Consider the following 25,761-nt stretch of genomic DNA (forward strand, 5'->3'; position numbering starts at 1 on the left):
CCCACGTGTTGGTGACGTCTCGCTCGTACCAGGAGTACGCAGCGATGTTCGACCTGTCCGAGCTGCCTGGATCGGTGCTCGACTGCTGTGCCGGTGGTTCGAGCTTCACCGCTGAGGCGGCGGCTCGGGGCGTCGACGCGGTCGCCGTCGATCCGGCGTACGCGTTGCCGGCGGCTGAGCTTCTCGACACCGTACGGCGAAGCCTCCCGGACAGCGCGCAGATCGTCGACGAGCACGCGAGCAGCTTCACCTGGAGTTGGTACGGCGACCCTGCTCGCAAGGACGATCTGCGGATCGAAGCGGCCGATCGCTTCCTGCAGGACGTGGCAGTGGCACCCGATCGGTACGTCGCGGGCAGCCTGCCGATGTTGCCGTTCGAGGACGGGCGCTTCGACCTGGTGCTGTGTTCGCACCTGCTCTTCACCTGGGCCGACCAGTACGGCCGTGACTGGCACCTGGCCGCGTTGCGTGAGCTGATCCGGGTCAGTCGCGACGAAGTACGGATCTTCCCGTTGGTCCAGCAGGGCGCCGGTGAACCGGTCGACTACCTGCCGGAGTTGCTCGACGCCGTACGACCGGTGCGCTCCGAGATCCGGAAGGTCCCGTACGAGTTCCAGGTCGGCGCCGACAAGATGCTGGTGCTCAAGCGCTGAACCGCGGCCGCGGGCGAGTTTCGGGGTCCGCCCGCGGGCCACGGTGAGGGGGTCAGCGCAGGTACTTGCCGCACACCGGCCACGGGGACGCGCCCCGCTGGGAGTACAGCTTCTTCGCCCGCATCAGCTGCTCGGCCGCCGACGCCTTGGCCGGGTTGCCGGTGCCGCCGACGCTGCGCCAGGTCTGCAGATCGAACTGGAACAGCCCGTAGTAGCCGGCCGGGTTCACGGCCTTCGGGTTGCCGCTCGACTCGCAGTTCGCGACCTTGGCCCAGGCACCGCTCAGGTTGGCCTTGCTGCCGGTCGAGGGGCGGTCGTCCGAGCGGGTCGCACGCGCCTTGCGGACGGTCTTCTTCACCGTCTTGGTCGTCTTCTTCACCGTCCGGGGCTTCTGCGCGGAGCCCTTCTGGGCGACGGCCCGCTTCTTCGTCTGCCGGACGGCGGTGGAGGGGGCGCCGTCGAGCTTGAGGGTCTGGCCGATCAGGATCAGGTCCGGGTTCTCGAGATTGTTCAGCTTGGCCAGCTGGTGCCAGTCGGCGCCGGTGGCCTGGGCGATCTCGGAGAGGGTGTCGCCGGCCTTGACCTTGTAGTCGGCGGCGAACGCACCTCCCGCGCCCGCGGCGGTGATCCCGGCTCCGAGGCCGGCGATGGAGAGGGTCCGGACGACCCGGCGGGTACTACTTCGACGGGGGCGGGCGTGTCGAGCTTTGGACATCAGAATTCTGCTCCTCATGAGCTGGGCATGGTGAACTTCTCCGACCCGGCATGACGCAGCCGCGCACTTGCCCCGAGAACCCCGGACCCGGGCAAGTGCGGCCGGGGCGAGGTGAAGGTGGTCATCACCTGGGTGCGTATGGCTCGGATCATCGGCCTGATCGCAGGGATCGGGCGCACCGGGCTCCGCAGTCTGGTGAGGTACCACTCCCTTCGGGGTGCAGGGGACGGTCATCCGGGCAGATCACAGGACAGCGTCCGAATGATCACGCGTAGGTAACGACGTGACCGGCCCATCGTGCCCAACGAATCGGCCGAATGCAAGAGCGATCTGGGGTTGGGCAGAAGATTTCGCAGACTTCGAAGATCCCGAAAACCCAACAACAGAACGGTTTCCCGCCTGGAAGAGGTCGTTTCAAGCGGCAGTTCTCACCCCTTGGACAAGCGCTTGCTTCAGGGCGCTGCCCGGATTGCCGCGTGCCCTCCGGGCGGTTCGCTCGTTGAGGGAAGGATGGGGCGCAGCGCTGCCTGGGCGGCCCCTGGTTGAGGCAATCGATGGTGATGGGGGCGAGCGGTGATCCGAGTAGTCCTCGGCCACCGCGGCACGATGGTGCGAAACGCACTGGCCGCGGTGTTGTCACGAGAGAACGACCTGGACCTGGTGGCCGAGGTGGAGTCCTCGGACGAAGTCCTGCGAGCGGTCGGCCGGCGGCCGCACGTGGTGGTGCTCGATCCGCAGCTGCCGGGCAAGGTCGGGATCGAGGAGCTGTGCCACAAGCTGACCGGCCCCGGAGTGCTGGTCCTGATCGACCACGAGGCGATCGCCGCGACCAGCCTGGCGCTGGTCAAGCAGGCTCCCCGGATCGGGCTGATCGCGACCGACTCGTCGACCGACCAGCTGGTCGAGGCAGTCCGCGACGTCGCCAAGGGGCTCCCGGTCGTCGATGTCCGGCTCGCGGTGGCAGCGCTCAAGGCGGGTGACAACCCGCTCACCGACCGCGAGTGCGAAGTACTGCGGCAGGTGACGACGGGGGCCACCGCGCAGGAGGTGGCCCGGACCCTGAGTCTGAGCGCCGGCACCGTGCGCAACTACCTGTCCCGGATCCTCTCCAAGACCGGGGCGCGGAGCCGGATCGAGGCCATCCGCAAGGCTCAGGACGCGGGCTGGATCTGATCCCGCTGCAGCTGGTCCCGGTTCTGTTCGAGTTGCGGCTGCCAGTGACCGAGGAGCTCGCGGTAGAGCGGTGAGCTGCGCAGCAGGGTCTGGTGGGTCCCGATCGCTGCCTTGTTGCCGTCCAGGACCAGGATGCGGCGGGCGCGCAGGGCCGAGCTGATCCGGTGCGCGATCACGATCAGGGTGCCGCCGCGCTGAGCGAAAGCCTCCTCGGCCCGCCGCTCGGACTCCGGATCGAGGAAGCAGGTCGCCTCGTCGAGCACCACCAGCGGCGCGGGCGACAGATAGGCCCGGGCGAGCGCGATCAGTTGCCGCTCGCCGGGCGACAGCTCGCTGGGCCGTACTCGCGCCCCGAAGCCGCCGAGCCGCTCGACCAGCCGGCTCGCGCCGACCGCGTCGACTGCCTGCAGCACCTCGGCGATCGTGGCGTCCGGCAGCAGATAGGTCAGGTTCTCCATCAACGGCCCGCTGAAGACATAAGCCTCCTGCGGAATCAGCACCCGCGACTCGGCCAACCGCTCCACCGGTACTTCGCTGGGCGGCACGCCCCCCAACAGCACCAGGCCGCTCGTCGGCGCGAGCATCCCGCAGACGAGGCCTGCCAGCGTCGACTTGCCGATGCCGCTGGGCCCGACGACAGTCAGGTGCTCGCCTTCGGAAACAGTGAGCTCCAAATCCTCGAGCACCGGATCCGCGGCCGGGCCATAGGCAAAGGTCAGACCGCGCAGCCGCAGTTGGTACCCGTTGACCTCGTCCACCGGACGCGGTGTGGCAGCCGGCGGCGCGGAGTCGAGAATGCGGCCGAGTGTGATGACGTACCGCAGCCCGCTCTCCCCGAGCGCACCCATCACCGTGCTCAGCGCGGGCTGCAGACCGACCAGCACGTAGGTGAGCCCACCGAGCAGCGTTCCTGTACTGATGCCGCGGCCGACCAGCCAAGGACCGGCTCCCAGCAGGATCAGCAGCGGAGCCCAACCGCCCACCGCGAAACACAGCGTCCGCAACGCGGCCACCTTCGCCAGCGAACGCTCTGCCGCTGCCTGCGCCTCGATCGGCTTGCCGACCAGCTTCTCCGCGAAATCCTCGGCTCCGGTCGCCGTGATGTCCCGTACGCCGCTGAACGTCATCCCGGCAGCCGTCGCCAACTCCTCGTCAGCCTGCAAGGACGCGCGCACCCGATCCGCGGCCATCCCGAGCACACCCAACGAGAGCAGAAAGCCAATCAGGAAAGGCGGTACGACGAACGCCGCCACCAGGGGCGCCAACGACAACAGACCAACCAGTACGCCGAGCAGCGTGACCGCGAAGTTCCGGATCACCAGGACCAGCCCGGCGAAGGTGTCGCGGACGATCTCGACCTGCCGGTTCAGGCGCGCGACGGCGGCCTCGTCGCCGGTTCGCAACGCGCCGCTGACGACGCGGCGTACGAGGTCGTCTCTGAGTGGCTCGACCAGGTTGCCGAGCCGGCCGTAGACCTGGTGGGAGCCGGCCGCGCCGAGGCAGGCCGTCGCGACCAGACCGCCGAGCCAGGCGATGCCCTGCCAGGCGCGTCCATCCAGGAAGTTGTCGGTGGCGTGGGCGACGGCGACGCCGTAGATCGCGGTCGGGAGGATGTCGGGGATCGACCAGGCGGCTAGCTTGAGGGTCGAGCGGTTGCGGAGGGCCGCGGCGCCGTAGCGGAGTTCGCGCCTCATCCGAACACCTCGCGGTACGCCGGGTCCTGCCACAGTTCCTGGTGCGAAGCGGCGCCGCGGACCCGGCCGCTGTCCAGCCAGACGACGAGGTCGGCCCGGGCGGCGGTGGCGGTCCGGTGCGTGACGATCAGCCGGGTCCGCTGGTACCGGTCCTCGGTGAGGGTCTTGCTGATCTGCATCTCGGTTGCTGTGTCGAGGCTGGAGGTCGCGTCGTCCAGCACCAGCAGGCGACTCGCGGGCCAGGCCCGGGCCAGCCCGAGCCGCTGCCGTTCGCCGCCGGACATAGGGGCCTTAGGCAACGGGGTGAAGTAGCCGTCAGGGAGCCGGCTGACGAAGTCGTGCGCGTGTGTCGCGCGGGCTGCCGCGAGGGTGCGGACCGGGCCGACGGCGTCGTGTGAGATGGCGTCGCCGATGGTGGTGCCGACCAGGGTCGGCCGCTCGAACGCGCAGCCGACCGCAGTACGGAGGGCTTGGTGGTTGAGGGCCTGGAGCGGGACGCCGTCCAGCAGGACCTGGCCGAAGTGGGGGTCGCGGAGGCGGGCGGCCAGGCCGGCCAGGACCGACTTGCCGGCGCCGCTGGGGCCGACGACGGCAATGGTCGCGCCGCCGGGGAGTTCGAGGTGGATGTCCTGGAGCAAGGCCGAGTCCTCGCCGAAGACGGTGACGCCGTCGAAGGTCAGGCGGCCCGGGCCGAGCGGCAGTGGCAGGGTGCCGTGGGCGACGGGAGTGATGGCGAAGACCTCGGCGGCGCGCTGGATGCCGGCGCGGGCGCGGGCGATCTCGCCGATCACGCCGGTGAGGCTGCCGAGACCCGCGCCGAGTACGGCGTACTGGCTCGCGGCGAAGAGTTCACCCGCGGTGATCCGTCCGTCGACGAGTTGGAGGCCGCCGACCGTGAGGACCGCGACCAGCACCAGCGGGCCGACGATCGCGGCCTGGGCGCCGGAGCGGGCCAGGATCTTCCAGGTTTCCAGACCGTGTTTGTGCAGATCGGGGAGGAAACCGAGGATCCGGCGCTCTTCGCGGGCGGTCGTGCCGGCGGAGCTGATCGTGCGGAGACCGGCCACTGCTTCGGTCAGCAGGGCGGAGATCCGGCCCTGCGTTTCCTGGTAGGCGAGGCTGATCTCGGCGGTGCGGCGGGCGAAGACGAAGAGCACGCCGATGACGAGGATGATGCCGCCGAAGAACGCCGCGGCAAGCCACGGGTCGATCAGGGCCAGCAGGACCAGGCTGCCGATCGGTGGCGCCATCGCGGCGACGGTGGTGACTGCCGCGGGACCTGCTTGGGCGGCGTCCGAGACGTTGCCGGAGACGCGGCTGACCAGGTCGCCGCTGTCGAACTCGCGGCTGCCCTCGGGGCCGCCACGCAGCACCTGGCTGACCAGGCGATGCCGCAGCCAGGCAGTCGTTCCGGCAACACAGGCGGTGCCCGCGAAGGCGTCGACCAGACTGCAGATGATGCCGACAGCAACCAGTACGACGGCGATCGTGAACCACCGGCCGTAGTCGCCGCCGGCGATGATCGCGTCCACGGCGTGGCCGAGTACAGACGGCAGCGCAAGCGCCACGCCGCTGCCCGCCAAGGCGGTCACAGCGATCAACGGCAACCACGCCCTACCGTGCCGGGCAACCGCCTTGAAGGTGGTGGGTGCGGGGCTGTAGGTCGACGTCATCGGTGCAGGCCGGTGTGGTGGGCCAGGAAGGCGAGCATGTCGGCGGCCAGGCCGATGCCTTTACTCGCCGAACCGCTGGCGTGGCCTGAGTCGTGTTCCAGGCGGAGCAGTACGGGGCGATCGCCGTCGGTGGCGTGCTGGAGTGCAGCGCACATCTTCCTTGCATGCAGGGGATCTACGCGGGTGTCGCTGCCGAAGACGGTGAACAGGGTAGCTGGATACTTCACGCCAGGCTGCACTCGGTGGTACGGCGAATAGGACAGCAGCGTCGCCAAAGCAGCGGGATCCGAGGCTGACCCGAACTCGGGCACCCAGCTCTTGCCGAGCCCGAACTGCTCGTAACGCACCATGTCGAGCAGCGGCGCCGAGCACACCGCGGCCGCGAAGAGCTCGGGTCGTTGGGTGATCGCAGCGCCGACCAGCAGGCCGCCGTTCGACTCGCCGCACAGCGCGAGCTGTTCCGGTGTCGTCCAGCCTTCCGCGATCAGCGCCTCGGCGGCCGCGAGGTAGTCGTCGAAGACGTTCTGCTTCTGGTCGAGCATGCCGGCCTTGTGCCAGTCGTCGCCGTGCTCGCCGCCACCGCGCAGGTTGGCCGTCACGAACACCCCGCCGGCCTCGACCCAGGCGAGGGTGAACGCGGAGTACGTCGGGGTCAGCGACTGCCCGAAACCGCCGTACCCATAGAGGATCGTGGGTCGCGGTCCATGATCGCCCGGCTTGCCGACGACCAGCATCTGCAGCGCGGTGCCGTCGGTCGAGGTGTAGTCGACCTGCCACGACTCAGCCTCCGGTACGCCGACCGCGCCCGGCGGCGGCGACCACAGCGTCGTACCGGCCGTGTGGGTGTCGTAGACGTAGACGGCACTCGGCGTGACGCTGTCGGTGTAGGAGAACCAGACCTGGTGCCCGCCCTCCGGCCGGGTCGCCAAGGAGCCGACCGAGCCGACGCCGGGCAGCGGAACGTCGCCGAGTGGGCGGCCGGTGACCAGGTCGTGGATCGCGATCTCACCGACCGCGTTCCGGGTCCGGCCGACCAGCACCACCTTGTCGAGAATCGCCAAGCTGCTCAGCGGTGCCGATGGGTCGGCCGGGACGTAGTCGTGCCAGACCAGCGGGTCTTCGGGGTCGCCGACGCAGATCTTGCCGGTCGGCGCATCGCGCGTCGTCACGACGTACAGGCGGCCCTCGCGGCTGACGGACATCACTGTGATCGCGTCGACGCCCTGCTGCACAACGGTCGGCGGCCCGTCCTGAGTGAGGTCGGCGAGCCAGAGGTCGTTCGCCGGGCCGCGGGACGCCGAGATGGTCAGCCAGCGGCCGTCCGCACTCAGGTCCAGCCCGTACGACGCTTCGTCGGTGAGCACCCGAACATCGTCGGGCAGGCCGATGTGGTGGTGAAGTACCTGCCGGAATCGCACGTAGTAGAAGGACTTGCCGTCCGGCAACCAGGCGATGGGCGAGTAGCGGCAGCCGTCGATCGGGGGTTCCACCAGCTGGCCGGTGGCGACGTCGAGAACGTGCAGGACCGACTGCTCGTCGCCGCCGCGAGAGATCTGGAAGGCGAGCAGGGCTCCGTCGGGGGAGGGCTGCCAGCTGTCGAGAGTGGTGTGGCCGGTCGGGTCGAGTTGCTGCGGATCGAGCAGTACGACGTCATCGAGGTACAGGACCGGGTGTTCCTGCTCGGCGGAGCGGCGTACGACGAAGCAGCGGTCGCCGCGCCAGACCGGGGTGGAGACCGAACCGACGCTGGACAGTGCTCGGACCCGGCCGCGGAGCTTGTACCGATCGGGGAGCGTGGTGGCGTGGTTCAGCCAGAGCTGGTCCTGGGTGGCCTGCCACGCTTGGGACTGCGGGGTCGAGGCGTCTTCCAGCCAGCGGTACGGATCAGGGATCGCGTGCCCGTGCAGGTGGTCGATGAGCGGCAGACGCTCGGCGTCGGGGTAGCTCAGGTCGAGATGTTGCACGGGTGCATCCTCCCGTCGGGGAAAACAGGTTCGGCCCTGGGTGGGAATGCTGCCCACCCAGGGCCCCCGGAACCTAGTGCCCCGAGTCCGAAGTTCTTTGACGTGGGTGGCGCCCAGGCACGCACCTCGCGGCACTTGAGAAGCATCCACGATGCTGCGCATCGAGGACGCTTCTCAAGCACCCCGATGCACGCACCTGACCACCACCCACTGTCAAACAACTTCGAACTCGGGACACCAGGGCTACGCCGCCTTGGTCATCACTCTCACGTCCGGCGGCGTCGCCTCAGTCCGATCAGTGGCAGAGCAGAAGGCTCAGGTTGCTCGGACGCTGGGAACCGCAGCCGAGAACGGTCAGCGTGGAACCACCGTGGTGGTGGCCGCCGCCGTGGCCGTAGCCGGGGGTCTCCAGACCCTGAAGGTCGAGAAGTGCCATGTGTTTACACCTCCTTCGAAGTGAGTAGGGATGGGGACTCGGACCACTGGGGAGGTCCGAGGAACGGGAGGGTGACCCGCTGCTCGTGCAGCGCGGCACCGAGGGCCAGCAGGACGCCGGCCGATCCGGTGGCCAGGTCCATCGAGAGACGGAGCAACTGGTTGCCGGGGTACGCGAGGCCGCCTTCGAACGGCATCGCGTGCCAGCCGAGTCCCCGCACCAGGTCGTCGGTGTCCAGGTCGCCGCCCACGGAAGGAGCGGCGAGCAGGAGACCGGCACGACCCATGAACAGGCCTGGCTGGACGTAGTAGGAGCAGCGGGTGACCCGCCGCAGCGCATCGAGCTGCGAGGCCAGCTCCGACTCGGGCCGGAGCTCCAGGAAGCGATGCAGGACGAGGGCGATACCGACCGAACCCTCTTCCAGATAAGGGAGAGTGCGCCAACCCTGGTTGACCTGCAAGGTGCCGTCGGGCGTCTGGACGCAACGCCGCAGGTCCTGCTGGAGGGCGATCTCGGCGAGGTCCAGCAGCCCGGTGTCGCCGGTCAGCTCGTAGGCCTCGAGGAAGAGCAGCGCGGGACCGGACGAGCCGTACATCAGCCCGGCTTGCGGCTTGCCCTCGCCGCTGGTCTCCGGTACGTCGGTGACGTCGCCGAGCCGGTCCGCGACCAGGTCGACCACGTGGATCGCCTTGGCGCGCAGTACGGGCTCGCCGGTGAAGTGCAGCAGGTTGAGCCCGATCCCGGCCAGGCCGCTGTGCAGCCCGAGCTCACGGGATCCGAGGTCGTCGGCCAGGGTGCGCTCGATCAGGTCGAGGGCGTCCTGCTCGTGACCCAGCTCGTTGAGGACGTGCGAGATGCCGTGCAGTCCGTCGTACAGGCCGGGACCGATCTCACTGGTGAGCGCGTGCTTGCGCAGCCAGTCCTCGTACTCCGGGAAGCGGCCGGCGCCGGTCTGGTGGAGTGCGTAGAGCACGCCTGCCGCGCCGGAGGCGAGGTTCACGCCACCGCCGGGCTGGAACTGGGCGATGTCGCCGGGGAACAGGCGATCGTCGCGCTCCGGCGTGGCACTGGCAACGATTGCCTTGCTGAGCGCGGCGCGGACCTCGGTCCACTCGGCGCGGCCCGGGAGAGCCAGTGACTCCATCTCGGGGTCGCTGGTCAGGTCGGGTCCGACGATCGTGCGCACCGCCGCGTCGAGCGACTCGCGCGGGACCGGGAAGGTCTCGGCGATCATGTCGGCGAGCTGGAAAGCCTTGCCGGGATGGAGATTCAGCAGCATCGTGGTCTGCGGCGCGAACAGGCCGAGGGTGATGCAGGCCAGCGCGTAGAGGTCGACATCCGGGCCTTGCCGGTCGCCGGGAGCGGCGTACCCGGGATGGGCCAGCGCCGATCGGGCCTGGTCCTCGGCGAGGGTTGCGACCTCGAAGTCGATCAGGACCATCCGGTCGCCGTTGCTGATCAGCACGTTGTCCGGGTGCAGGTCGCAGAAGACGACGCCGCGGCCGTGCAGCTGTGCGACCGCTGCCTGGACGTCGGCGACCATCTTCGCGGCCCATGCGGCGTACTCCGCCAGCTCGGCCTCGGTCGCGTCCGGGTGGGTCAGCGGGTAGCGGCTGACCAGTTCACGCTGGAGCGGGTTCGCGTCGACGAACTCCTGGACCAGGAAGTGATGGTCGCCCAGCTCGAAGTAGTCGTGCACCTTCGGGACCACGTCGAGGCCCTCGAGGCGCTGCAGGATGTCGCGTTCGTGACCGACCCGGGCGACCGCGTCGCGGCCGCTCATGTCCAGCCCGGCCAGCGGCCGGCCTTCCTTCAGGACGACCTTCGCGCCGGTCTCGTTGTGGTGGCCGAGGTAGACGCCGCCGCCGTTGGAGAACTGGATGACGCCTTCGATGGTGTACGCCAGCTCGTTGGTGGTGACCGCGTTGCGGGCGTCCAGGTGCTCCTGCAGGAACGGCGGCAGGGCGATCCACGGCGGCATCGAGAAGGTCGGGCCCCGGTGGTCCGGCACCAGCCGGCCGGTGTCGTCCTCGAGTGCGAGGACGCGCTCGCCACCCTCGTTCAGGGTGTAGCGGCTGATGAAGGCGCCGTACCGGACGAACAGCGGGCCTTCGGCGTACCGCAGATCGCTCAGGATGTACGGGCCGCGGACGCCCTGCAGCAGGCCGTCGAGCTCCTTGAGGGCCAGCTCCAGCTGGGCCTCGTCGGCCGGATAGATGGTGACCAGCTTGCCGCTCGAGCCGCGCGGGGCGGACTTCGAGTTGACCATCAGCATCACGGGCTCGTTGCGCAGGAACTTGAACGCGATGCCGCGGGGGACGCAGTAGTCCCACACCACGGCGAGCGTCTGCTCGGCGTCCTCGAGGCCGGAGGAGACGTGCACCTTCCAGCCCTGGGCCGGCAGTTCGAGACCGTCCGGCGCGTAGTGCATCCAGGTCTCGCCGGGGACGTGACTCCAGCCGGCCGGGACCGGTCGGGCCGTCAGGGCGAAGTCCGGGTGCTCGGCCCCCCGATTGGCCGGGGAGTCGTAGAAGCGCCGGTCGGCCAGACAGTAGAGCTCGTAACTTTCCATCGCGGTGCGTCCCCCCTTCTCGTTCGGTGTGCCCGGCACATCTTGGGCAACGGAAGGAGGGCTGGCGTAGTGCATGACGTCACCACTAGACCGTGAAGAACTCATGCCCTACGAGTGGGTAAATAACCACTCTTTGTTACACCGTGGTCACTTTGAGCGGTGAATGTGTCGTTACATCATGTCAATTCGTGGCGGTGACGTAACAGGGCGTAACTTGCCCACTGGATTGTCGTAGTCGCGTTCACTGCGCGGACCGGTGCTGCTGACTCGCGAAGTAGGCGACCTTGCGGGCCCGCATCACCTCACCCAGCGGGCGGTGGTCGACCAGGGCGTTCCAGGGGTCGAACTTGGCCGCCTCGACCTCTTCGCCGAAGGCCGGCTCGGGGTGCTGGCGCGGGATCGTCAGCCGGCCGACGGTCAGATAGGGCGCGTCCCAGTTGACCGAGGCGTCCTCGATCGGGGTGCGCTGCTCGTCGGTGAAGAACTGCACCTGGAAGTCGTGGACCAGCGGGCCCTGGGCGATCCGCTGGTAGATGTCGGTGGCCCAGTCGTCGCTCGCCTGGGTGTTGACCCGGTCCGACGCGGCGGCCAGCTTCACGCGGACGGCGTACGGGCCGAAGGCGAGCGGGGCCGCGGTGAAGAAGTCGTGGGTGGCGAAACCGCTGAACGGCTCCTTGAGGGCTGCCTGGACGGTCTTGAGTTGCGGGATCAGGCCGGGGTTCTTGAGCAGCCGGAGCAGGATCCTGCCCGGCGTACTGCCGCCGGTGGTGACGACCGTGGTGAAGTCCTCGCTGGTCGCCGAGCTGAAGTGCTCGTGGTTGATCATCGCGAAGTCCTGCGAGACCGCCTCGCCGCCGAGCGCGGCCCGGCCGGTCACGCCGAGGACCTTGATCGAGAAGCCGCGGATGTCGGGGGTGCTGTCCGGGGCGCGGTTGAAGCCGCCGTTGGACAGCCGGATCCAGGCGTCGTACTTGTTCTTGATGGCGAAGATTCCCTGCTTCGCGTACTCCGGGAGGTCGTCCGGGACCTCGAGCGTCGCGCGGAGTGCGGCCAGTTGCTTGCGGTGCAGCGCGCGGCCGCCGCCGAACTTCTCGTCCTTGCGGGTCTGCATCTCGGCGAAGGCCTGGCCCTGCCGCTCGTGCCGCTCGGCTTCCCCCGGGTCGATCACTTCACGCCACTCGGTACTCGGCTCGGCCACGACATCTCCCATCGGGTGGATCCAGCGGTCCCGACCAGTATCCGCTCTCACGAAAGTTGCGCCAGGCAACTGCTCGTTCGGTAGGAACTAGGCCGGGTAGGTCTGGATCTCGGTAGCCTTCAGCGTCGCGTGCAGGAGCTGCCCCGGCGACAGCTGAAGCTCCGCCACCGCGGCCGTGGTGATGTCCGCCAGCAACGTGCCGGGCGCAGGTGAGCTGTGCGGCACCAGCCGGACCCGGACCGTATGGGCGTGCTGCTCGATACCCGCCACCCGCATTGGCCAGGTGTTGCGCGGCGTACCGGTGGGTCGCTCGGGGTAGAGGCTGACGGCCGACGGCGGGAAGGCGACGTGGACCTGCCCCTGGGCGGGCGAGGCGATGGTGATCGAGCCGCCGGTGTCCAGGGCGACGTGGGTGCCCTCCGCAGTACCGCGGTACAGGTTGAGACCGACGAGCTGGGCGACGTACTCCGTCCGCGGGCGGCGGGCGATCTCGGTGGGTGGGCCTTCCTGGACGATCTGGCCGTTCTCGATGATGACGAGGCGGTCGGCGAGGACCATCGCGTCGAGGGGGTCGTGGGTGACCAGCAGGGTGCGGCCGTAGAAGCGGTGGAGGTGGTCGGCCAGTTCGGCGCGGACATGCAGTGTGGTGCTGGCGTCCAGGGCGGCCAGGGGTTCGTCCAGGAGGAGCAGTTCGGGGGAGGTGGCGAGGGCGCGGGCCAGGGCCACGCGTTGCGCCTGGCCGCCGGAGAGGGAGCGGGGACGGGTCTTCGCGTACTGCGTGAGGCCGACCGTCTCGAGCCAGCGAGCGGCTTCGGCGCGGGCGGTGTGTTTGTCGGTGCCGCGGGCGCGGAGGCCGAAGGCGACGTTCTCCAGGGCGCTGAGGTGGTTGAAGAGCAGGTAGTCCTGGAACACGACGCCGATCGGGCGACGGTCGGCCGAGCGGAAGACGCGAGGAGGCGCGTCCCAGAGGTCGTCGGCCAGGCGGATCTGGCCGGTGGTGATCGGGAGCAGGCCGGCGATGGCGCGCAGGGCGGTGGTCTTGCCGGCGCCGTTCGGGCCGAGCAGGGCGACCACCTCGCCGGGTTCGACGGTCAGGGCGAGGTCGAGGTGGAAGGCGTCGCGGGTGACGTGCAGGTCGGCGTACAGGGTCATCGGAGACCACTGATCCAGCGCTCGCGCAGGCACGCCAGTACGACGACCGAGACGGCGAGCAGGACGATGCTGAGTACGACGGCGACGTCGGGGTCGGTCTCCAGGGCCAGGTAGACGGCCAGCGGCATGGTCGTCGTGCGGCCGGGCAGATTGCCGGCGAAGGTGATGGTGGCGCCGAACTCGCCGAGGGCACGAGCCCAGCACAGTACTGCGCCTGCGACGATGCCCGGCGCGATCGATGGCAGGGTGACGCGGCGGAAGGTGAGCCAGCGGCCGGCGCCTAGCGTCGCGGCGGCCTCCTCGTACCGCGGGTCGGCGGCTCGGAGGGCGCCCTCGACGGAGATCACCAGGAACGGCATCGCCACGAATGCCTCCGCCACGATCACACCGGCGGTGGTGAACGGCAGCGAGAAGCCGAACCAGAGGTCGAGGTGCTCGCCGATCAGGCCGCGGCGGCCCAGTACCAGTAGTAGGGCGACGCCGCCGACTACCGGCGGGAGGACGAGAGGCACGGTCACCAGTGCGCGGATGAGGCCGCGGCCGGGGATCTCAGCCCGGGCCAGCAGCCAGGCGAGAGGGATGCCCAGGATCAGGCAGAGCACGGTCGCGCTGCTCGCACAGAGCAGAGAGAGCTTGAGGGCCTGGCCGACGCCTTCGCTGAACAGGCGCGAGGGCAGCGTCGACCAGGGCGCCTGAGCGAGCAGGCCGATTAGAGGTACTAAGAGAAAGGCGAGGCCGAGGAGAGCGGGCAGCAGTAGGACGACAGGCAACCGCCCACCGATTCGCTGCCGCCGTGCTCTCACAGGTGCAAAGGTCTCACGGGGCTTCGAAGCCGGCGGCGGTCAACACCGTCTTCGCTGGCGCGGACAGGACGTAGTCGACGAAGGCCTTGGCGCCGTCGGCGTTCTTCGCCTTGGTCAGGGTCGCGATCGGGTACGTGTTGACGGCCTTGTCGGCCTCCGGGAACTCGATGCCCTCGACCTTGTCCTTGGCGGCCAAGACGTCGGTCTGGTAGACGAGCGCCGCGTCGACCTCGCCAAGGCTGACCTTGGTGAGGGCTGCCTTGACGTCCTTCTCCAGGGTGTCCGGCTCGGCGGTCAGCTGCGCGGCGTCGAAGACCTTCTTGGCGGCCGCGCCGCACGGGACCTCGACCGCGCACAGGGCGATCTTCTTGTCCTTGACGGTGAAGTCCTTGAGGCCGGTGATCTTGCCGGGGTTGCCCTTCGGGACCGCGATCTCCAGCTTGTTCTTCACGAACGTGGTGGCGGTGCCCTTGTCGGTCACGTCGTCCATGTTCTTCGGGGCCGCCGAGGCGAAGACGTCCGCGGGCGCGCCCTGGTTGATCTGGGTGGCGAGCGCGGAGCTGCCGGCGAAGTTGAAGACCACCTTCACGCCGGGGTGCGCGGCCTCGAAGTCCTTGCCGAGCTGGGTGAAGGTGCCGGTCAGCGACGCCGCCGCGAAGACGGTGACCGTGCCCGACAGGTTTGCAGTACTGGCGGACGGTGAGGAGGAGGCCGCCGGGGTGTCGTCGCCGCAGCCGGCCAGGGTCAGGGCGGCGACAGCGGTCAGGGCGGTTGCGACGGTACGGCGGAACATCAGGCCTCCGGGATCTCGACGACGACATGGGTTGACTTGATGGAGGCGACGGCGATCACGCCCGGCTCCAGGCCGAGCTCGTCCGCCGCTTCCCGGCTCATCAGCGAGACGACCCGGAACGGCCCGGCCTGCATCTCCACCTGAGCCATCACGCCGTCCTTGACGACCCGCGTGACGATGCCGCGCATCCGGTTCCGGGCGGACGCGGCGGTGGTGTTGCCCGGCTCGGGCGACTCCGCCAGCCGCTGCGCGAAGGCGGCCAGCTGGGCGCCCTCGACCGCCATCCGCCCGCTCTCCTGTACTGCGGGCAACCGGCCCTGCTCGATCCAGCGCCGCACGGTGTCATCGCTGACTCCGAGCAACGCGGCCGCCTCACTGATCCGCAAATTCGGCACAACCGGCATCCTATCGCCGCAACTGCGTATCCGACCCGGCAATTTCGCTAACGCTCCGCCAACGTGAGCGTCGTTACGGCTCAACCAGCGGGTCCGGCATAGGTTTGGGCCATGAGTGCGACGGGGCTGCGCGAGTATCTGGACGGGCCGCACAAAGCGGCACGGGATCTGGTCCGGGACGGGCTGGCGGCCAACGCCGGGCTGCTCGACGCCGGACTGGAGCTGACCCGGGCGGAGTACCGGGACAAAGTGCTCGCGGTACTGCAGGAGATCACCGCCGACGGGCAGACCGGGCGTGGCTTCCCGAAGGAGTACGGCGGTCAGGGTGACCTGGGCGGTTTCCTCGCCGGGTTCGAGACGCTGGCCTTCGGTGACCTGTCGCTGATGATCAAGGCCGGAGTCCAGTTCGGCCTGTTCGCCGGCGCGATCCTGCACCTGGGCACCACCCGGCACCACGAGCAGTACCTGAACGACGCGATCGAGGGCCGGCTGCTCGGCTGCTTCGCGATGACCGAGACCGGGCACGGCTCCAACGTCCAGGCGCTCGGTACGACTGCGACGTACGACCCGGCGACCGAAGAGTTCGTTATCCACACCCCGACCGCGGCGGCCCGTAAGGACTACATCGGCAACGCCGCCCGGCACGGCCGGCTGGCCGCGGTCTTCGCGCAGCTGGTCGTCGGCGGTGAGACCCACGGCGTGCACTGCCTGCTGGTCCCGATCCGTACGCCGGACGGCGACCCGCTGCCCGGCGTCACGCTGTCCGACTGCGGCGCCAAGCTCGGCCTGAACGGCGTCGACAACGGCCGGATCGTCTTCGACCAGGTCCGGGTGCCGCGCACCGCGTTGCTGGACCGCTACGCCCAGGTCGATGCGGAAGGCAACTACAGCAGCGAGATCGAGAACCCGGACCGGCGCTTCTTCACGATGCTCGGCACGCTGGTCCAGGGCCGGGTCTCGGTCGGCGGCGCGGCGATCAACGCCAGCAAGGTGGCGATGACGATCGCCATCCGGTACGCCGATCGCCGTCGCCAGTTCGGTGCGCCGGGCAGCGCGGACGAGTCGTTGCTGCTGGACTACCGGATGCACCAGCGTCGCCTGCTGCCGTTGCTGGCCCGGACCTACGCCCTGCACTTCGCCCAGGCGGAACTGGTCGAGGAGTTCGTCCGGATCTTCGGGAACGACGGTGTGAAGGACGAGCACGACCAGCGCGCGCTCGAGGCTCAGGCGGCGGGCACGAAGGCGCTCGGGACTTGGCACGCGACCGAGACCATCCAGATGTGCCGCGAGGCCTGCGGCGGCGCCGGGTACCTGGCGGAGAACCGCCTGTCGACCCTGAAGGCGGACACCGATGTGTTCACCACCTTCGAGGGTGACAACACGGTGTTGCTGCAGCTGGTGGCCAAAGGTCTGCTGACCAACTACCGGGAGTCGTTCGGCAAGCTCGACCCGCTCGGGATGGCGCGGTTCGTCGCCGGGCAGGCGGTCGAGGTCGCGGTCGAGAAGACGGCGCTGCGGACCCTGATCGAGCGGCTGCGCGACGCAGTACCGAACCGGAACGACGACAACGATCCCGATGCCGGTCTGCGGGACGACGCGTATCACTGTGGTCTGCTCCGGTTCCGCGAGGAGCACATGCTGGCCGGGGTGGCGCGGCGGCTGAAGCGGGGGATCGACGACGGGGTGGACCCGTTCGAGGCGTTCAACCGGTGCCAGGACCACGTCATCGCGGCCGGGCGGGCCCACGTCGAGCGGGTGGTGCTGGAGGCGTTCCTGGCCGCAGTACAGGCTGCGCCGGAAGGTACTGCGCGGGATCGGCTGAAGGAGTTGTACGACCTGCACGCGCTCGCGACGATCGAGGCGGAGCGGGCCTGGTACATCGAGCACGGGCGGTTGTCGGGGGCCCGGTCGAAGGCGATCACGGCACTGGTGAACGAGCTCTGCGCCACCGTCCGGCCGTACGCCGGGGAGCTGGTGGACGCGTTCGGCGTACCGGGCGCAGCGGTCGACGTGCCGATGGTTGTACCGTTTCAGCATGAGTGAGCCGATTGAGCCCGCATCGGCCGCTGAGGCCGCCCGCGAACTTGCGAAGGTTCTGCTGGAGCAAGCCGACGCGCTGGACCTGCACGACCTGCGGGCCACCACGGCGATCGAGAACGTCCGGGTCCAGGCCCGGGTGCTCGCCGACGCCGTGCACGAGCGGGGCTGGGGCGACATCTTCCTCGGGATCGACTCCTACGACCCCGACGAGCTGGACGACCTGCCACTCGGACCGGACGACTTCGACGACCCGAGCGACTACCGCGAGATGGTCGAGCGCGGTGAGATGGACGAGCTGGACGAGGCGCTGCTCCCGGAGAACGGGATCCGGCTCAGCTACCAGGCCCGCTACGACTTCGTCGTGACGGACCCGGAGGCGTTCGTCGCCTATGTCCGCAGTCGCGCGGACGAGGCGCAGAACGACGAGGTGATCGACGACATCGAGGACGCCCGGTCGGCGTTCGAGCTGCTCGGCTACCTCGACGGGCTCGGCTCCAAGGACTACGACGCGGTCGGGCTCACCCCGGCCGGCGGCGAGGAGTCCCACAAGGTGGTCGAGTTCTCGCTCTGGGATCTGGACCCGACCCGCCGCGACGACACCTTCCCGTACTGATCGTTACCAGCTGATCGTTGCTCCGGCCCCCTAATTGGGGTGGTCGGGCAACAACTGGTTGAGCGCTGGACTGTTGTTGCGTGAGGCAACTTCCGCGGCGACACGCTACCGATGAGTACGGAAAGCGACGCCGTATACACACAGCGTCGCCCTGTCCTAGATCAATGCAAATGTTTAACCAGCCTCATGGCGGCGCAGAGCCACCCCGTGACAACGTTCAGTTGTCAGCAGCGGACGGGTTGCTGGCAAAGGCTCCAGGCGGAACCGCCGCTCCCGTCCGCGACCGGACTGTTCCTCCCCTGCCGGTTGCGGAATGAGATGGCGGATCCTCCCTCCTTCGGGCCGCTCGCCCTCTCGGGGCACAGCAGGACGCCGGCCATGTCGCCGGGGCGCCGGTCGCCAGTGAGGTGGTGACCGACGCCCGACATGGCCGGCGTTTCTTTTCCCCGAAGTACTGGTTGGAATCTGGGGACCAGTACTTCGGGGAGAGAAAACCCTTGCAGGGTTGAGGTCTAGGCCAGTTCGAGCTCGGTGTGCGCGCTCCGCGGGATCTCGCCGTACGTCGTGGTGCGCTGCCGGGCCGGCCGTCCCGCGGCGGTCGCCATCTGGGTCAGCTCCTCGATCGACTTGCGGGAGCCGTGCTTCGAACCGGCCATCCGGCTGATCGTCTCCTCCATCAAGGTGCCGCCGATGTCGTTCACGCCGCCGTTGAGGACCGCCACGCAACCGTCGGTGCCGAGCTTCACCCAGGAGCACTGGATGTTGTCGATCCGGCCGTGCAGCATGATCCGCGACATCGCGTGCACCGCGCGGTTCTCGTCGTACGTCGGACCGGGGCGGGCCACGCCGGCCAGGTAGATCGGCGAGTTGGTGTGGATGAACGGCAGCAGCACGAACTCGGTGAAGCCACCGGTCTGGTCCTGAACCTCGGCGATCGTGCGCAGGTGCTGCACCCAGTGGTGCGGCGCGTCCACGTGGCCGTACATCATCGTCGAGCTGGACGGCAGGCCCACCTTGTGCGCGGTCGTGATCACCTCGATCCAGCTTGCCGTCGGCAACTTTCCCTTGGTCAGGATCCAGCGCACGTCGTCGTCCAGGATCTCGGCCGCGGTACCGGGGATGCTGTCCAGGCCGGCCTCCTTGACCGAGATCAGGAAGTCCTCGATCGACAGCCCGGTGCGCACCGAGCCGTTGACGATCTCCATCGGCGAGTAGGCGTGGACATGCATCTGCGGGACCCGGTCCTTGATCGCCCGGACCAGGTCCGCGTACGCCGTACCGGGGAGGTCGGGGTGGATGCCGCCCTGCATGCAGACCTCGGTCGCGCCGATCACCCAGGCCTCTTCGGCGCGCTGTGCGACCTCGTCCATCGAGAGCGAGTACGCGTCGGCGTCGGTGCGGCGCTGGGCGAACGCGCAGAACCGGCAGCCGGTGTAGCAGACGTTGGTGAAGTTGATGTTCCGGTTGACGACGTAGGTGACGTCGTCGCCGACCGTTGCCTTGCGCAAGTCATCGGCGATCTTCGCCAGCTGGTCGAGCGCCGGACCTGTTGCCGTCATCAACGTCAAGGCCTGCGAATCGGACAGCCCAGCAGGATCACGCTCGGCGGCGGCCAGCGCTTCCTTGACATCTCCTTGAATTCTTTCCGGTGCTACGCGGTTCTTGACGTCCTCGCGCAGTACGTCCCAGTCGCCGTACGCGGCGTCGAAGTCCGAGCGGGTCTCCGTGCGACGACCCTCGGTGTCGATCGCGGTGTGCAGGTCGGTGCGTCCGACGCTGTCCCAGCCGCCGTCGGGCTCCTGCCAGGGCAGGCCCTTCGGGAAGGCAGCCTCGTTGGCCAGCCCGGTCTCCGGGTCGACGAGCGCCTCGACGTGCGAGATCAGACGCGGGTCGAGCCACGGCTCGCGCAGGTACTCCGGGTGCGCGGTCAGCCTTTCGCGCAAGGTGAAACCGGCGTCCGTGGTGACCTTGGCCAGGTCGTCGATCTGCGGCCAGGGGCGCTCGGGGTTCACGTGGTCCGGGGTCAGTGGCGAGACGCCGCCGAAGTCGTCGACCCCGGCGTCGAGCAGTAATCGGGCCTCGGCCAGGTCGACCAGATTCGGCGGGGCCTGCACCCGCATCCGCGGGCCGAGCACGATCCGGGTGGCGGCGATCGCGGCCAGCCATTCGTCCAGCGGGACGTCGGCGTCGTTGCGCATCGCGGTGTCCGGCTTCACCCGGAAGCCCTGGATGATGACCTCCTGGATCCCGCCGTACTGGCGGGCGATCTTGCGCAGCGCGAAGATCGAGTCCGCCCGCTCCTCCAGGTTCTCGCCGATGCCGATCAGCAGGCCGGTGGTGAACGGCACGTTGGAACGGCCGGCGTCCTCCAGCACTCGCAGCCGGATGGTCGGGTCCTTGTCGGGGGAGCCGTAGTGCGGCTGGCCCTTCTCCTCGAACAACCGGCGCGAGGTGGTCTCCAGCATCATGCCCATGCTCGGCGCGACCGGCTTCAGCCGCTGCAGGTTCTGCCACGACATGACGCCCGGGTTGAGGTGCGGCAGCAGACCGGTCTCCTCGAGCACCCGGATCGACATCGCCCGGACGTAGTCGAGCGTGCTGTCGTAGCCGGCCTCCTCGAGCCACTGCTTGGCCGCGTCCCAGCGCTCCTCCGGAGCATCGCCCAGGGTGAACAGCGCCTCCTTGCAACCGAGGGCTGCGCCCTGCCGAGCGACCTCCAGCACCTCGTCCGGACTCATGTACGGCGCGTGCACGCGGCCAGGTGTGGTCGCGAAGGTGCAGTAGTGGCAGCGGTCCCGGCACAACCGGGTCAGCGGGATGAAGACCTTCTTGGAGAAGGTGATGATTCCGCTCCGGCCGGCGTCGGCCAGTCCTTGGTCGCGGACCCGGGCGGCGGTCGACATCAGCTGTTCGAGCGCGGGACCGGTGGCCGAGAGCAGGACTTCGACCTCGGTCGGGTCGAGCGTCTTGCCGTCGTCGGCCCGCTTCAGCGCGCGCCGCAGAGCGGTGCTGATCGGGGCGTTCGGGGGAGTGGCCGAGGGCTGATCAGGAGCAGTCACGCCTAGAAGCGTAGGCGGCCTCCGGACGGGATTCGGCCGATTTCGAGGGTCAAAAACAATTAGTACGTCTGTCCTGTTAGTTTGAGTTTTGTGCAGGATGGGCGGCGGGTCCGGGGGCAATTGCGGCGGGTGGAGCTGCTGACCGCGACGCTGGCGGTGATCGAGCGAGCCGGGGTCGCCGGGGTCAGCCATCGGGCGGTGGCCGCCGAGGCGGGCGTCTCGGTGGCGTCGACGACGTACCACTTCGCTTCGCTGGACGAGTTGCTCGTGGCGGCGCTGACCTGGGCGGCCGAAGACCTGGCTGCTGAGCTACATGAGCGGGTGAACGAGATGGGTGCGCGGCCGGCCGATGAGCTGGCGCGGTTGATCGAGCACTGTCTGGTCTATCGCCGCGGACGCACGCTGGCGGAGTACGAGCTGTACTTGATGGCCGCGCGCCGACCGGCTCTGCGGGAAGCGGCGGCCGCTTGGCTGGAGCCTCTCACGCAAATCGCGCGGAACTTCACCACTGATCCGCAGAAGGCCAGTCTGCTGGTGGCGGCCCTCGACGGCATCCTGCTGCAGTCCTTGATCGGCGCCAGGCCCTATAACCACAACGACTTCACGGCGCTGCTGACACACCTCAGGTAGCAGCGGCCACCACGGCGTTCATGGCGGTGGAGAGCGCGGCTTCGACCCGGGACGCGTCGCCGAGGTAGCCGGCGATGAGCGCGCCGTCGCGGAGCATCAGCAGCTGGTCGGCCACGGCGTCGGCCGGTTTGCCGCGGGTGGTCCCCAGCCGGATCGCGAGAGCGCGGAAGTAGGTCCACCACCAGTTGCGCTGCTCGTCGACCAGCCGGCGGACCGGGTGGGTGACCTCCACGTACTCCGCGCCGGCGTTGATGAACGGGCAGCCGCGGAACCCTGGCTGGCAGCTCGAATCGGCCAGCAGGACGGAGATCGCCTTCAGCACGCGCCGCGGGTCCTCGTCCTGGGCGGCGGTGGTGAGGGCGATCCGCTCCCAGTCGGCGCGCCGCTCGAGGTACGCCATCACCAGGTCGTCCTTGGTGGGGAAGTGACGGTAGAACGTCGCCTTCGTCGTACCGACGCCGGCGATGATCCGGTCGGCACTGATCGCCCGGATGCCCTCGCTGTAGAAGAGGTCGCTGGCGCACTCGATCAACCGGTCCCGCATCGGGACGGCGCGTTCGGTGGTGCTGGCTTCGTTCGTCATCTCCGTCACTATCCCATCTTCACCTGCCGGCTTGACGTTGGCAAGAGTAACTAGTTAGTCTACCTGGCATCGACCACCTTTGTTCCCAGGGAGACTGACATGCCTACACGTACCGCGCGGACCGCCTGGAACGGCACGCTGCAAGAGGGTTCCGGCCAGATCGAGCTGACCAGCTCGAAGCTCGGCACCTACGACGTCTCGTTCCCGAAGCGCGCGGCCGACGACGCCGACGGCACCACCAGCCCCGAGGAACTGATCGCGGCGGCGCACTCGTCCTGCTTCGCGATGCAGTTCTCCGCGCTGATCGCCGAGGCCGGCGCCACCCCGATCGCGCTGGACATCAAGGCCGACGTCGACCTCGGCCCGGACCCGGCCGGCGGCTTCAAGCTCACCGGCATCCGGCTGACCGTGCGCGGCGAGGTCGACGGTTTGGACGACGCGGGGTTCGCGAAGGTCGCGGCCGAGGCGAAGGCCACCTGCCCGATCAGCAAGGCGCTGACTGGTGTCGAGATCACCCTGGACGCAGCGCTCGAGAAGTAGCCAACCGCGGCTGCGCCGGCTGCTCCTTCCACTGCTTTCTACGTCTGAGGTAGCGCTTGCGCTACCTCAGACGGGCGTTTGGGGGAGGGCGCAACGGCGGTAGCAGCGGTTGGCTGGGAGACATGCTGAGGATGTCTTTGGGTGCGGTCCGCGATCGATGGCAGCTGTTTGCCGGAGCCGTGATCGCGGTGGCGCTCGGCGTCGGGCTGGTGCAGTCGGCCCTGCAGGTGATGGCGGCGACCGGCGAGCCTCAACTGCCGCCCGGACTGTCCGGGATCGAGCGGGCTCATATCCGCGACGGCTACGCAGGCGCCGCGACGCTGCTCGGGATGACAGTGATGCTCGCGGTCTTCCTGACCGTCTTCATCGTCAGCACCACCTTCCGCTTCACCGTCGTCCAGCGGCGACGCGAACTCGCGCTGCTTCGCCTGGTGGGTGCACAGCGCGGGACTCTCCGCCTGATGCTGCTCGGCGAGGCCGCACTGCTGGGCGTACTCGGCACAGCGATCGGCATACCGATCGGTGTCCTGGGCACCTATGCGCAGTCAAAACTCCTTATTCACTTAGGAATGCTGCCCACCTGGTTCACAGCGCCGTGGGATCCAGGTGCCCTGTACGCCGCCGCGATCGTCGGCGTGAGCACCGCGTTGGTCGGCGTCTTCGCGGCCGCGTGGCGGGCGTCCCGGATCACCGCGCTGGAGGCGTTGTCGGACCTGCCTGAAGCTCAGCCCGTGATGACCGGCTGGCGCTGGTTCTGGGGCTTGTCGGCTGCCGGGTTCACCGTGCTGCTGGTGATCGTGGGACAGGCGGCCGCTGATCTCGTCGCGGGGCTGATGATCGCGCTCCTGGTGATGGTCAGCGGTTCGGTCGCGTTGAGCCAGCTGAGCCCGATCGCCGTACCGTGGGTCGGCCGGCTGCCCGCCCTCGTACTACACGGCAGCCTGGTGGCAGACCTCGCGCGCTCCAACGTCCTGCACGCCGTACGGCGAAGCGCCGCGACCGCCGCTCCGCTGATCGTCCTGGTCGGACTCCTGGTCGGACTGTGGGGAACGTTCGGCTCGCTCGCCAAAGCCGTCGGCGAGGAGCAACGCCAACTCGTCACGGCCGACCTGGTCGTCGGCGGCCAGGTGGCTCCCGCGCCGGATCTAGCGGTCGCCTCGCCGCAGACCACCGTGCCGATCACCGTACGACGCAAGACCAGCACCGTGTACTCGGAAGCGATCGGCATCGACCCCGTCGCCTGGCAGCAGACCCACAAGCTCCATCCCCGCAAGGGCTCCCTCGACCGCCTGACTGGAGCGACCATCGCGATCGGACCAGGGATGAGTGCCGAAGGCTACAAACTCGATTCGGTGCTAACGGCAACCATTGGTAAGCGCGTGGTCAAGCTGACGGTAGTGGCGATCCTGCCCGAGACGCTCGATGTCGGCGACAACTTCTTCGTCCCGCGAGCGCTGACGTCGAGCGGCCGGACGGAGACCCTGATCAAGGTTGCCGATGGCAGCGATCAGGCGGTGGTCGCACAACGGTTGGGTGGCACGGTGCAGTCGGTTGCCGAGTGGGCGGAAGGTCGCGGCAAACAACAGCAGAGCGGCAACACGGGGATCTTCGCAGTACTGATGGGGCTGGCCGGTGTCTACGCCGCGGTCGCCGTGGTGAACGCGATCGTGATGGCAGCAGCCGATCGGCGCCGCGAGTTCGCTCTCGCGCGAATGGCCGGTCTGACCAGAGCCCAGGTGATCACCGTCGCCCTGATCGAATCGCTGACCGTCGTCCTGATCGGCGTACTCCTCGGCTGCGTGGTCGCCGCGGCCGCGCTGGCCGGCGTCGCCTCCGGTACTGCGAACACCTACGGCGTCGTGGTGCTCGCCATTCCTTGGCGCCTGATCGCGCTCATCCTGGCCGGTTCGCTGGTCGTCGTCGGCGCAACAGCGGCCGGTACGGCGTGGACAGCGACCAGGGCGCGCCCGATCAGCCTGCTCGGCGGCCGCGAATAGCTGAGCGGCACATGACGTGCATGATCACGTGATGGAAGGGGCGGATCAGTTCGAAGTACAGGCGTCCGGCCTTGCGGAGGTAGCGGACGAGGGTGACGACCTTGAAGCGGCGGACCGGGCCGGAGTCGTCGACGATGATCGCGAGGTGGGCGACCAGGTGGTTGTCGGTGATCTTGAGCAGGAGGTAGTGCTCCTCCTCGCCGCGGTCGACGGTGAAGAAGGAGACTGAGTCGCCGGGGGTGAAGGAGATGTCCTCGGGGCGGAGCCGGGTGGTGGGTGGCATGCCGGTCATCTCGAGTCGGAGCAGACGGGCGATCGGCACCCGGATGGCGAACAGGATCCGGCCCGGGAAGGATCCGTTGCCCAGGGCACCGGCAACGAACTCCCGCAGGGTCACGTCGCCGGTCGCGGTCTTCACGTCGATGACGTCGGCGGTCGGGAGCAGGTCGGTCAGCTCGGGGAGATCGGTGTGGGTCGGCATCGAGGGCTCCTTCAGGTCAGGAACGGTGCGCCGGTCGCCAGCGTGAGAGTGGTGGCGTAGAGCGCGCGCAGCTCATCGGCCGGCACCGGTGGGACCACCTGCTCGGCGCCGATCAGGATGAGATAGAGGAGCCGGGCCAGGTGATCAGGCTCCTTGACCGAGCCGATTCCGCGGCAAAGCTCTTGCAGATAAGCGGTTCTGGCTTGGTCGACGCGCTCTTGCGCCGCCCGCGCCTCGGGGTCCTGCAAGGCCCAGGCCCGTACTGCGATCTCGAGCCGGACGTTGTCGGCGTCGGCCAGCACCAGCTCCATCAGCTCGGTGAGCTTGGTCGCCGCATCGGCCTCGGGGTGCCGCTCGACGGTGTCGATCAGCCGGGTGGTGAAGCTCTTCTCGAAGTGCTCGAGCAGGGCGGTCCGGAAACCGCCGGTGCCTTTGAAATGGTGGTAGTAGGAGCCTTTGCTCAGCCCCAGCTCGGTCGTCAACCGCTCGATCGTCAGCGCGGGAGAGCCCTCGTCGGCCAGCACCTTCAAGCCGGCGTCGAGCCAGTCCGCCTTCGTCACCATGCCCGGAACATACCATACCGTTTGGTATGGCTAC

22 protein-coding genes are annotated in these 25,761 nt (G+C 68.8%); 7 read left to right on the forward strand and 15 right to left on the reverse strand.

What is annotated here, in order from left to right; genetic code table 11:
• The first annotated feature begins 5 nt into the window (after positions 1-5).
• Positions 6-653: a class I SAM-dependent methyltransferase gene (locus tag AB0P21_RS15185; protein ID WP_363697014.1), complete on the forward strand. Its 648-nt coding sequence runs from the start codon at positions 6-8 to the stop codon at positions 651-653.
• 52 nt (positions 654-705) lie between these two features.
• Here the strand turns inward: AB0P21_RS15185 and AB0P21_RS15190 are convergent, their stop codons facing one another.
• On the reverse strand, positions 706-1,368 hold the full coding sequence (locus AB0P21_RS15190; RefSeq protein ID WP_363697016.1) for a transglycosylase family protein: 663 nt from the start codon (positions 1,366-1,368) through the stop codon (positions 706-708).
• A gap of 573 nt (positions 1,369-1,941) precedes the next feature.
• Here AB0P21_RS15190 and AB0P21_RS15195 point away from each other — a divergent pair.
• Positions 1,942-2,541, forward strand: coding sequence for a response regulator transcription factor (locus tag AB0P21_RS15195; protein ID WP_363697018.1), 600 nt, complete (start codon positions 1,942-1,944; stop codon positions 2,539-2,541).
• Here AB0P21_RS15195 and AB0P21_RS15200 read toward each other — a convergent pair.
• The 10 genes from AB0P21_RS15200 to AB0P21_RS15245 all read right to left on the reverse strand — a co-directional run bounded on the left by AB0P21_RS15200 (position 2,520) and on the right by AB0P21_RS15245 (position 15,221).
• The gene (locus AB0P21_RS15200) at positions 2,520-4,235 is read right to left on the reverse strand and encodes an ABC transporter ATP-binding protein (protein ID WP_363697020.1); all 1,716 of its coding nucleotides are present in this window, start codon (positions 4,233-4,235) and stop codon (positions 2,520-2,522) included. The genes AB0P21_RS15195 and AB0P21_RS15200 overlap by 22 nt on opposite strands.
• On the reverse strand, positions 4,232-5,908 hold the full coding sequence (locus AB0P21_RS15205; RefSeq protein WP_363697022.1) for an ABC transporter ATP-binding protein: 1,677 nt from the start codon (positions 5,906-5,908) through the stop codon (positions 4,232-4,234). Before AB0P21_RS15205 ends, AB0P21_RS15200 begins: the two co-directional genes overlap by 4 nt.
• The gene (locus AB0P21_RS15210; protein WP_363697023.1) at positions 5,905-7,872 is read right to left on the reverse strand and encodes a prolyl oligopeptidase family serine peptidase; all 1,968 of its coding nucleotides are present in this window, start codon (positions 7,870-7,872) and stop codon (positions 5,905-5,907) included. Before AB0P21_RS15210 ends, AB0P21_RS15205 begins: the two co-directional genes overlap by 4 nt.
• 295 nt (positions 7,873-8,167) lie before the next feature.
• A complete protein-coding gene (locus tag AB0P21_RS15215; protein ID WP_270135876.1) occupies positions 8,168-8,308 on the reverse strand; it encodes a SapB/AmfS family lanthipeptide in 141 nt (46 codons plus the stop codon).
• Positions 8,309-8,312: 4 nt separating this feature from the next.
• Positions 8,313-10,880 (reverse strand): class III lanthionine synthetase LanKC, encoded by a 2,568-nt coding sequence (gene lanKC / locus AB0P21_RS15220; protein ID WP_363697025.1) that lies wholly within the window; start codon positions 10,878-10,880, stop codon positions 8,313-8,315.
• Between the two features lie 241 nt (positions 10,881-11,121).
• Entirely contained in the window at positions 11,122-12,090 is a 969-nt protein-coding gene (locus tag AB0P21_RS15225) for a hypothetical protein (RefSeq protein WP_363697027.1), read from the reverse strand.
• A 75-nt stretch (positions 12,091-12,165) separates the two neighbouring features.
• Positions 12,166-13,230 (reverse strand): ATP-binding cassette domain-containing protein, encoded by a 1,065-nt coding sequence (locus tag AB0P21_RS15230; RefSeq protein ID WP_363697028.1) that lies wholly within the window; start codon positions 13,228-13,230, stop codon positions 12,166-12,168.
• On the reverse strand, positions 13,227-14,033 hold the full coding sequence (gene modB / locus AB0P21_RS15235) for a molybdate ABC transporter permease subunit (RefSeq protein WP_363697030.1): 807 nt from the start codon (positions 14,031-14,033) through the stop codon (positions 13,227-13,229). Before modB ends, AB0P21_RS15230 begins: the two co-directional genes overlap by 4 nt.
• A 13-nt stretch (positions 14,034-14,046) precedes the next feature.
• The gene (gene modA / locus AB0P21_RS15240; protein ID WP_363697031.1) at positions 14,047-14,826 is read right to left on the reverse strand and encodes a molybdate ABC transporter substrate-binding protein; all 780 of its coding nucleotides are present in this window, start codon (positions 14,824-14,826) and stop codon (positions 14,047-14,049) included.
• Complete coding sequence (locus AB0P21_RS15245; RefSeq protein ID WP_363697032.1) at positions 14,826-15,221, reverse strand: helix-turn-helix transcriptional regulator; 396 nt, start codon at positions 15,219-15,221, stop codon at positions 14,826-14,828. Before AB0P21_RS15245 ends, modA begins: the two co-directional genes overlap by 1 nt.
• Before the next feature lie 111 nt (positions 15,222-15,332).
• Here AB0P21_RS15245 and AB0P21_RS15250 point away from each other — a divergent pair, with 111 nt between their 5' ends.
• Entirely contained in the window at positions 15,333-17,264 is a 1,932-nt protein-coding gene (locus tag AB0P21_RS15250) for an acyl-CoA dehydrogenase (protein ID WP_363697033.1), read from the forward strand.
• Positions 17,257-17,874, forward strand: a complete 618-nt coding sequence (locus AB0P21_RS15255) for a hypothetical protein (RefSeq protein WP_363697035.1) — start codon at positions 17,257-17,259, stop codon at positions 17,872-17,874. The genes AB0P21_RS15250 and AB0P21_RS15255 overlap by 8 nt, the downstream gene beginning before the upstream one ends.
• A gap of 512 nt (positions 17,875-18,386) precedes the next feature.
• Here AB0P21_RS15255 and AB0P21_RS15260 read toward each other — a convergent pair.
• Positions 18,387-20,933, reverse strand: coding sequence for a bifunctional FO biosynthesis protein CofGH (locus AB0P21_RS15260; protein ID WP_363697037.1), 2,547 nt, complete (start codon positions 20,931-20,933; stop codon positions 18,387-18,389).
• Between the two features lie 90 nt (positions 20,934-21,023).
• On the opposite strand from AB0P21_RS15260, the gene AB0P21_RS15265 reads away from it, so the two are divergent.
• Positions 21,024-21,563, forward strand: coding sequence for a TetR family transcriptional regulator (locus AB0P21_RS15265; protein ID WP_363698424.1), 540 nt, complete (start codon positions 21,024-21,026; stop codon positions 21,561-21,563).
• On the opposite strand, the gene AB0P21_RS15270 is transcribed toward AB0P21_RS15265, so the two are convergent.
• On the reverse strand, positions 21,556-22,146 hold the full coding sequence (locus AB0P21_RS15270; RefSeq protein WP_363697038.1) for a TetR/AcrR family transcriptional regulator: 591 nt from the start codon (positions 22,144-22,146) through the stop codon (positions 21,556-21,558). The two genes, AB0P21_RS15265 and AB0P21_RS15270, sit on opposite strands and share 8 nt — an antisense overlap.
• A 99-nt stretch (positions 22,147-22,245) precedes the next feature.
• On the opposite strand from AB0P21_RS15270, the gene AB0P21_RS15275 reads away from it, so the two are divergent.
• Together AB0P21_RS15275 and AB0P21_RS15280 are read left to right on the forward strand one after the other, a co-directional pair.
• Positions 22,246-22,686 carry an OsmC family peroxiredoxin gene (locus tag AB0P21_RS15275; RefSeq protein WP_363697040.1) on the forward strand — a complete coding sequence of 147 codons (441 nt, stop codon included), beginning with the start codon at positions 22,246-22,248 and terminating at the stop codon, positions 22,684-22,686.
• A 131-nt stretch (positions 22,687-22,817) separates the two neighbouring features.
• Positions 22,818-24,683 carry an FtsX-like permease family protein gene (locus tag AB0P21_RS15280; protein WP_363697041.1) on the forward strand — a complete coding sequence of 622 codons (1,866 nt, stop codon included), beginning with the start codon at positions 22,818-22,820 and terminating at the stop codon, positions 24,681-24,683.
• Here AB0P21_RS15280 and AB0P21_RS15285 read toward each other — a convergent pair.
• Both AB0P21_RS15285 and AB0P21_RS15290 read right to left on the reverse strand, forming a co-directional pair.
• Positions 24,658-25,164, reverse strand: a complete 507-nt coding sequence (locus AB0P21_RS15285) for a DUF2867 domain-containing protein (protein ID WP_363697042.1) — start codon at positions 25,162-25,164, stop codon at positions 24,658-24,660. The two genes, AB0P21_RS15280 and AB0P21_RS15285, sit on opposite strands and share 26 nt — an antisense overlap.
• An 11-nt stretch (positions 25,165-25,175) precedes the next feature.
• Entirely contained in the window at positions 25,176-25,727 is a 552-nt protein-coding gene (locus AB0P21_RS15290) for a TetR/AcrR family transcriptional regulator (RefSeq protein WP_363697043.1), read from the reverse strand.
• Between the last annotated feature and the right edge of the window lie 34 nt (positions 25,728-25,761).

It is taken from the genome of Kribbella sp. NPDC056861, from assembly GCF_040687575.1.
Taxonomy (GTDB): domain Bacteria; phylum Actinomycetota; class Actinomycetes; order Propionibacteriales; family Kribbellaceae; genus Kribbella.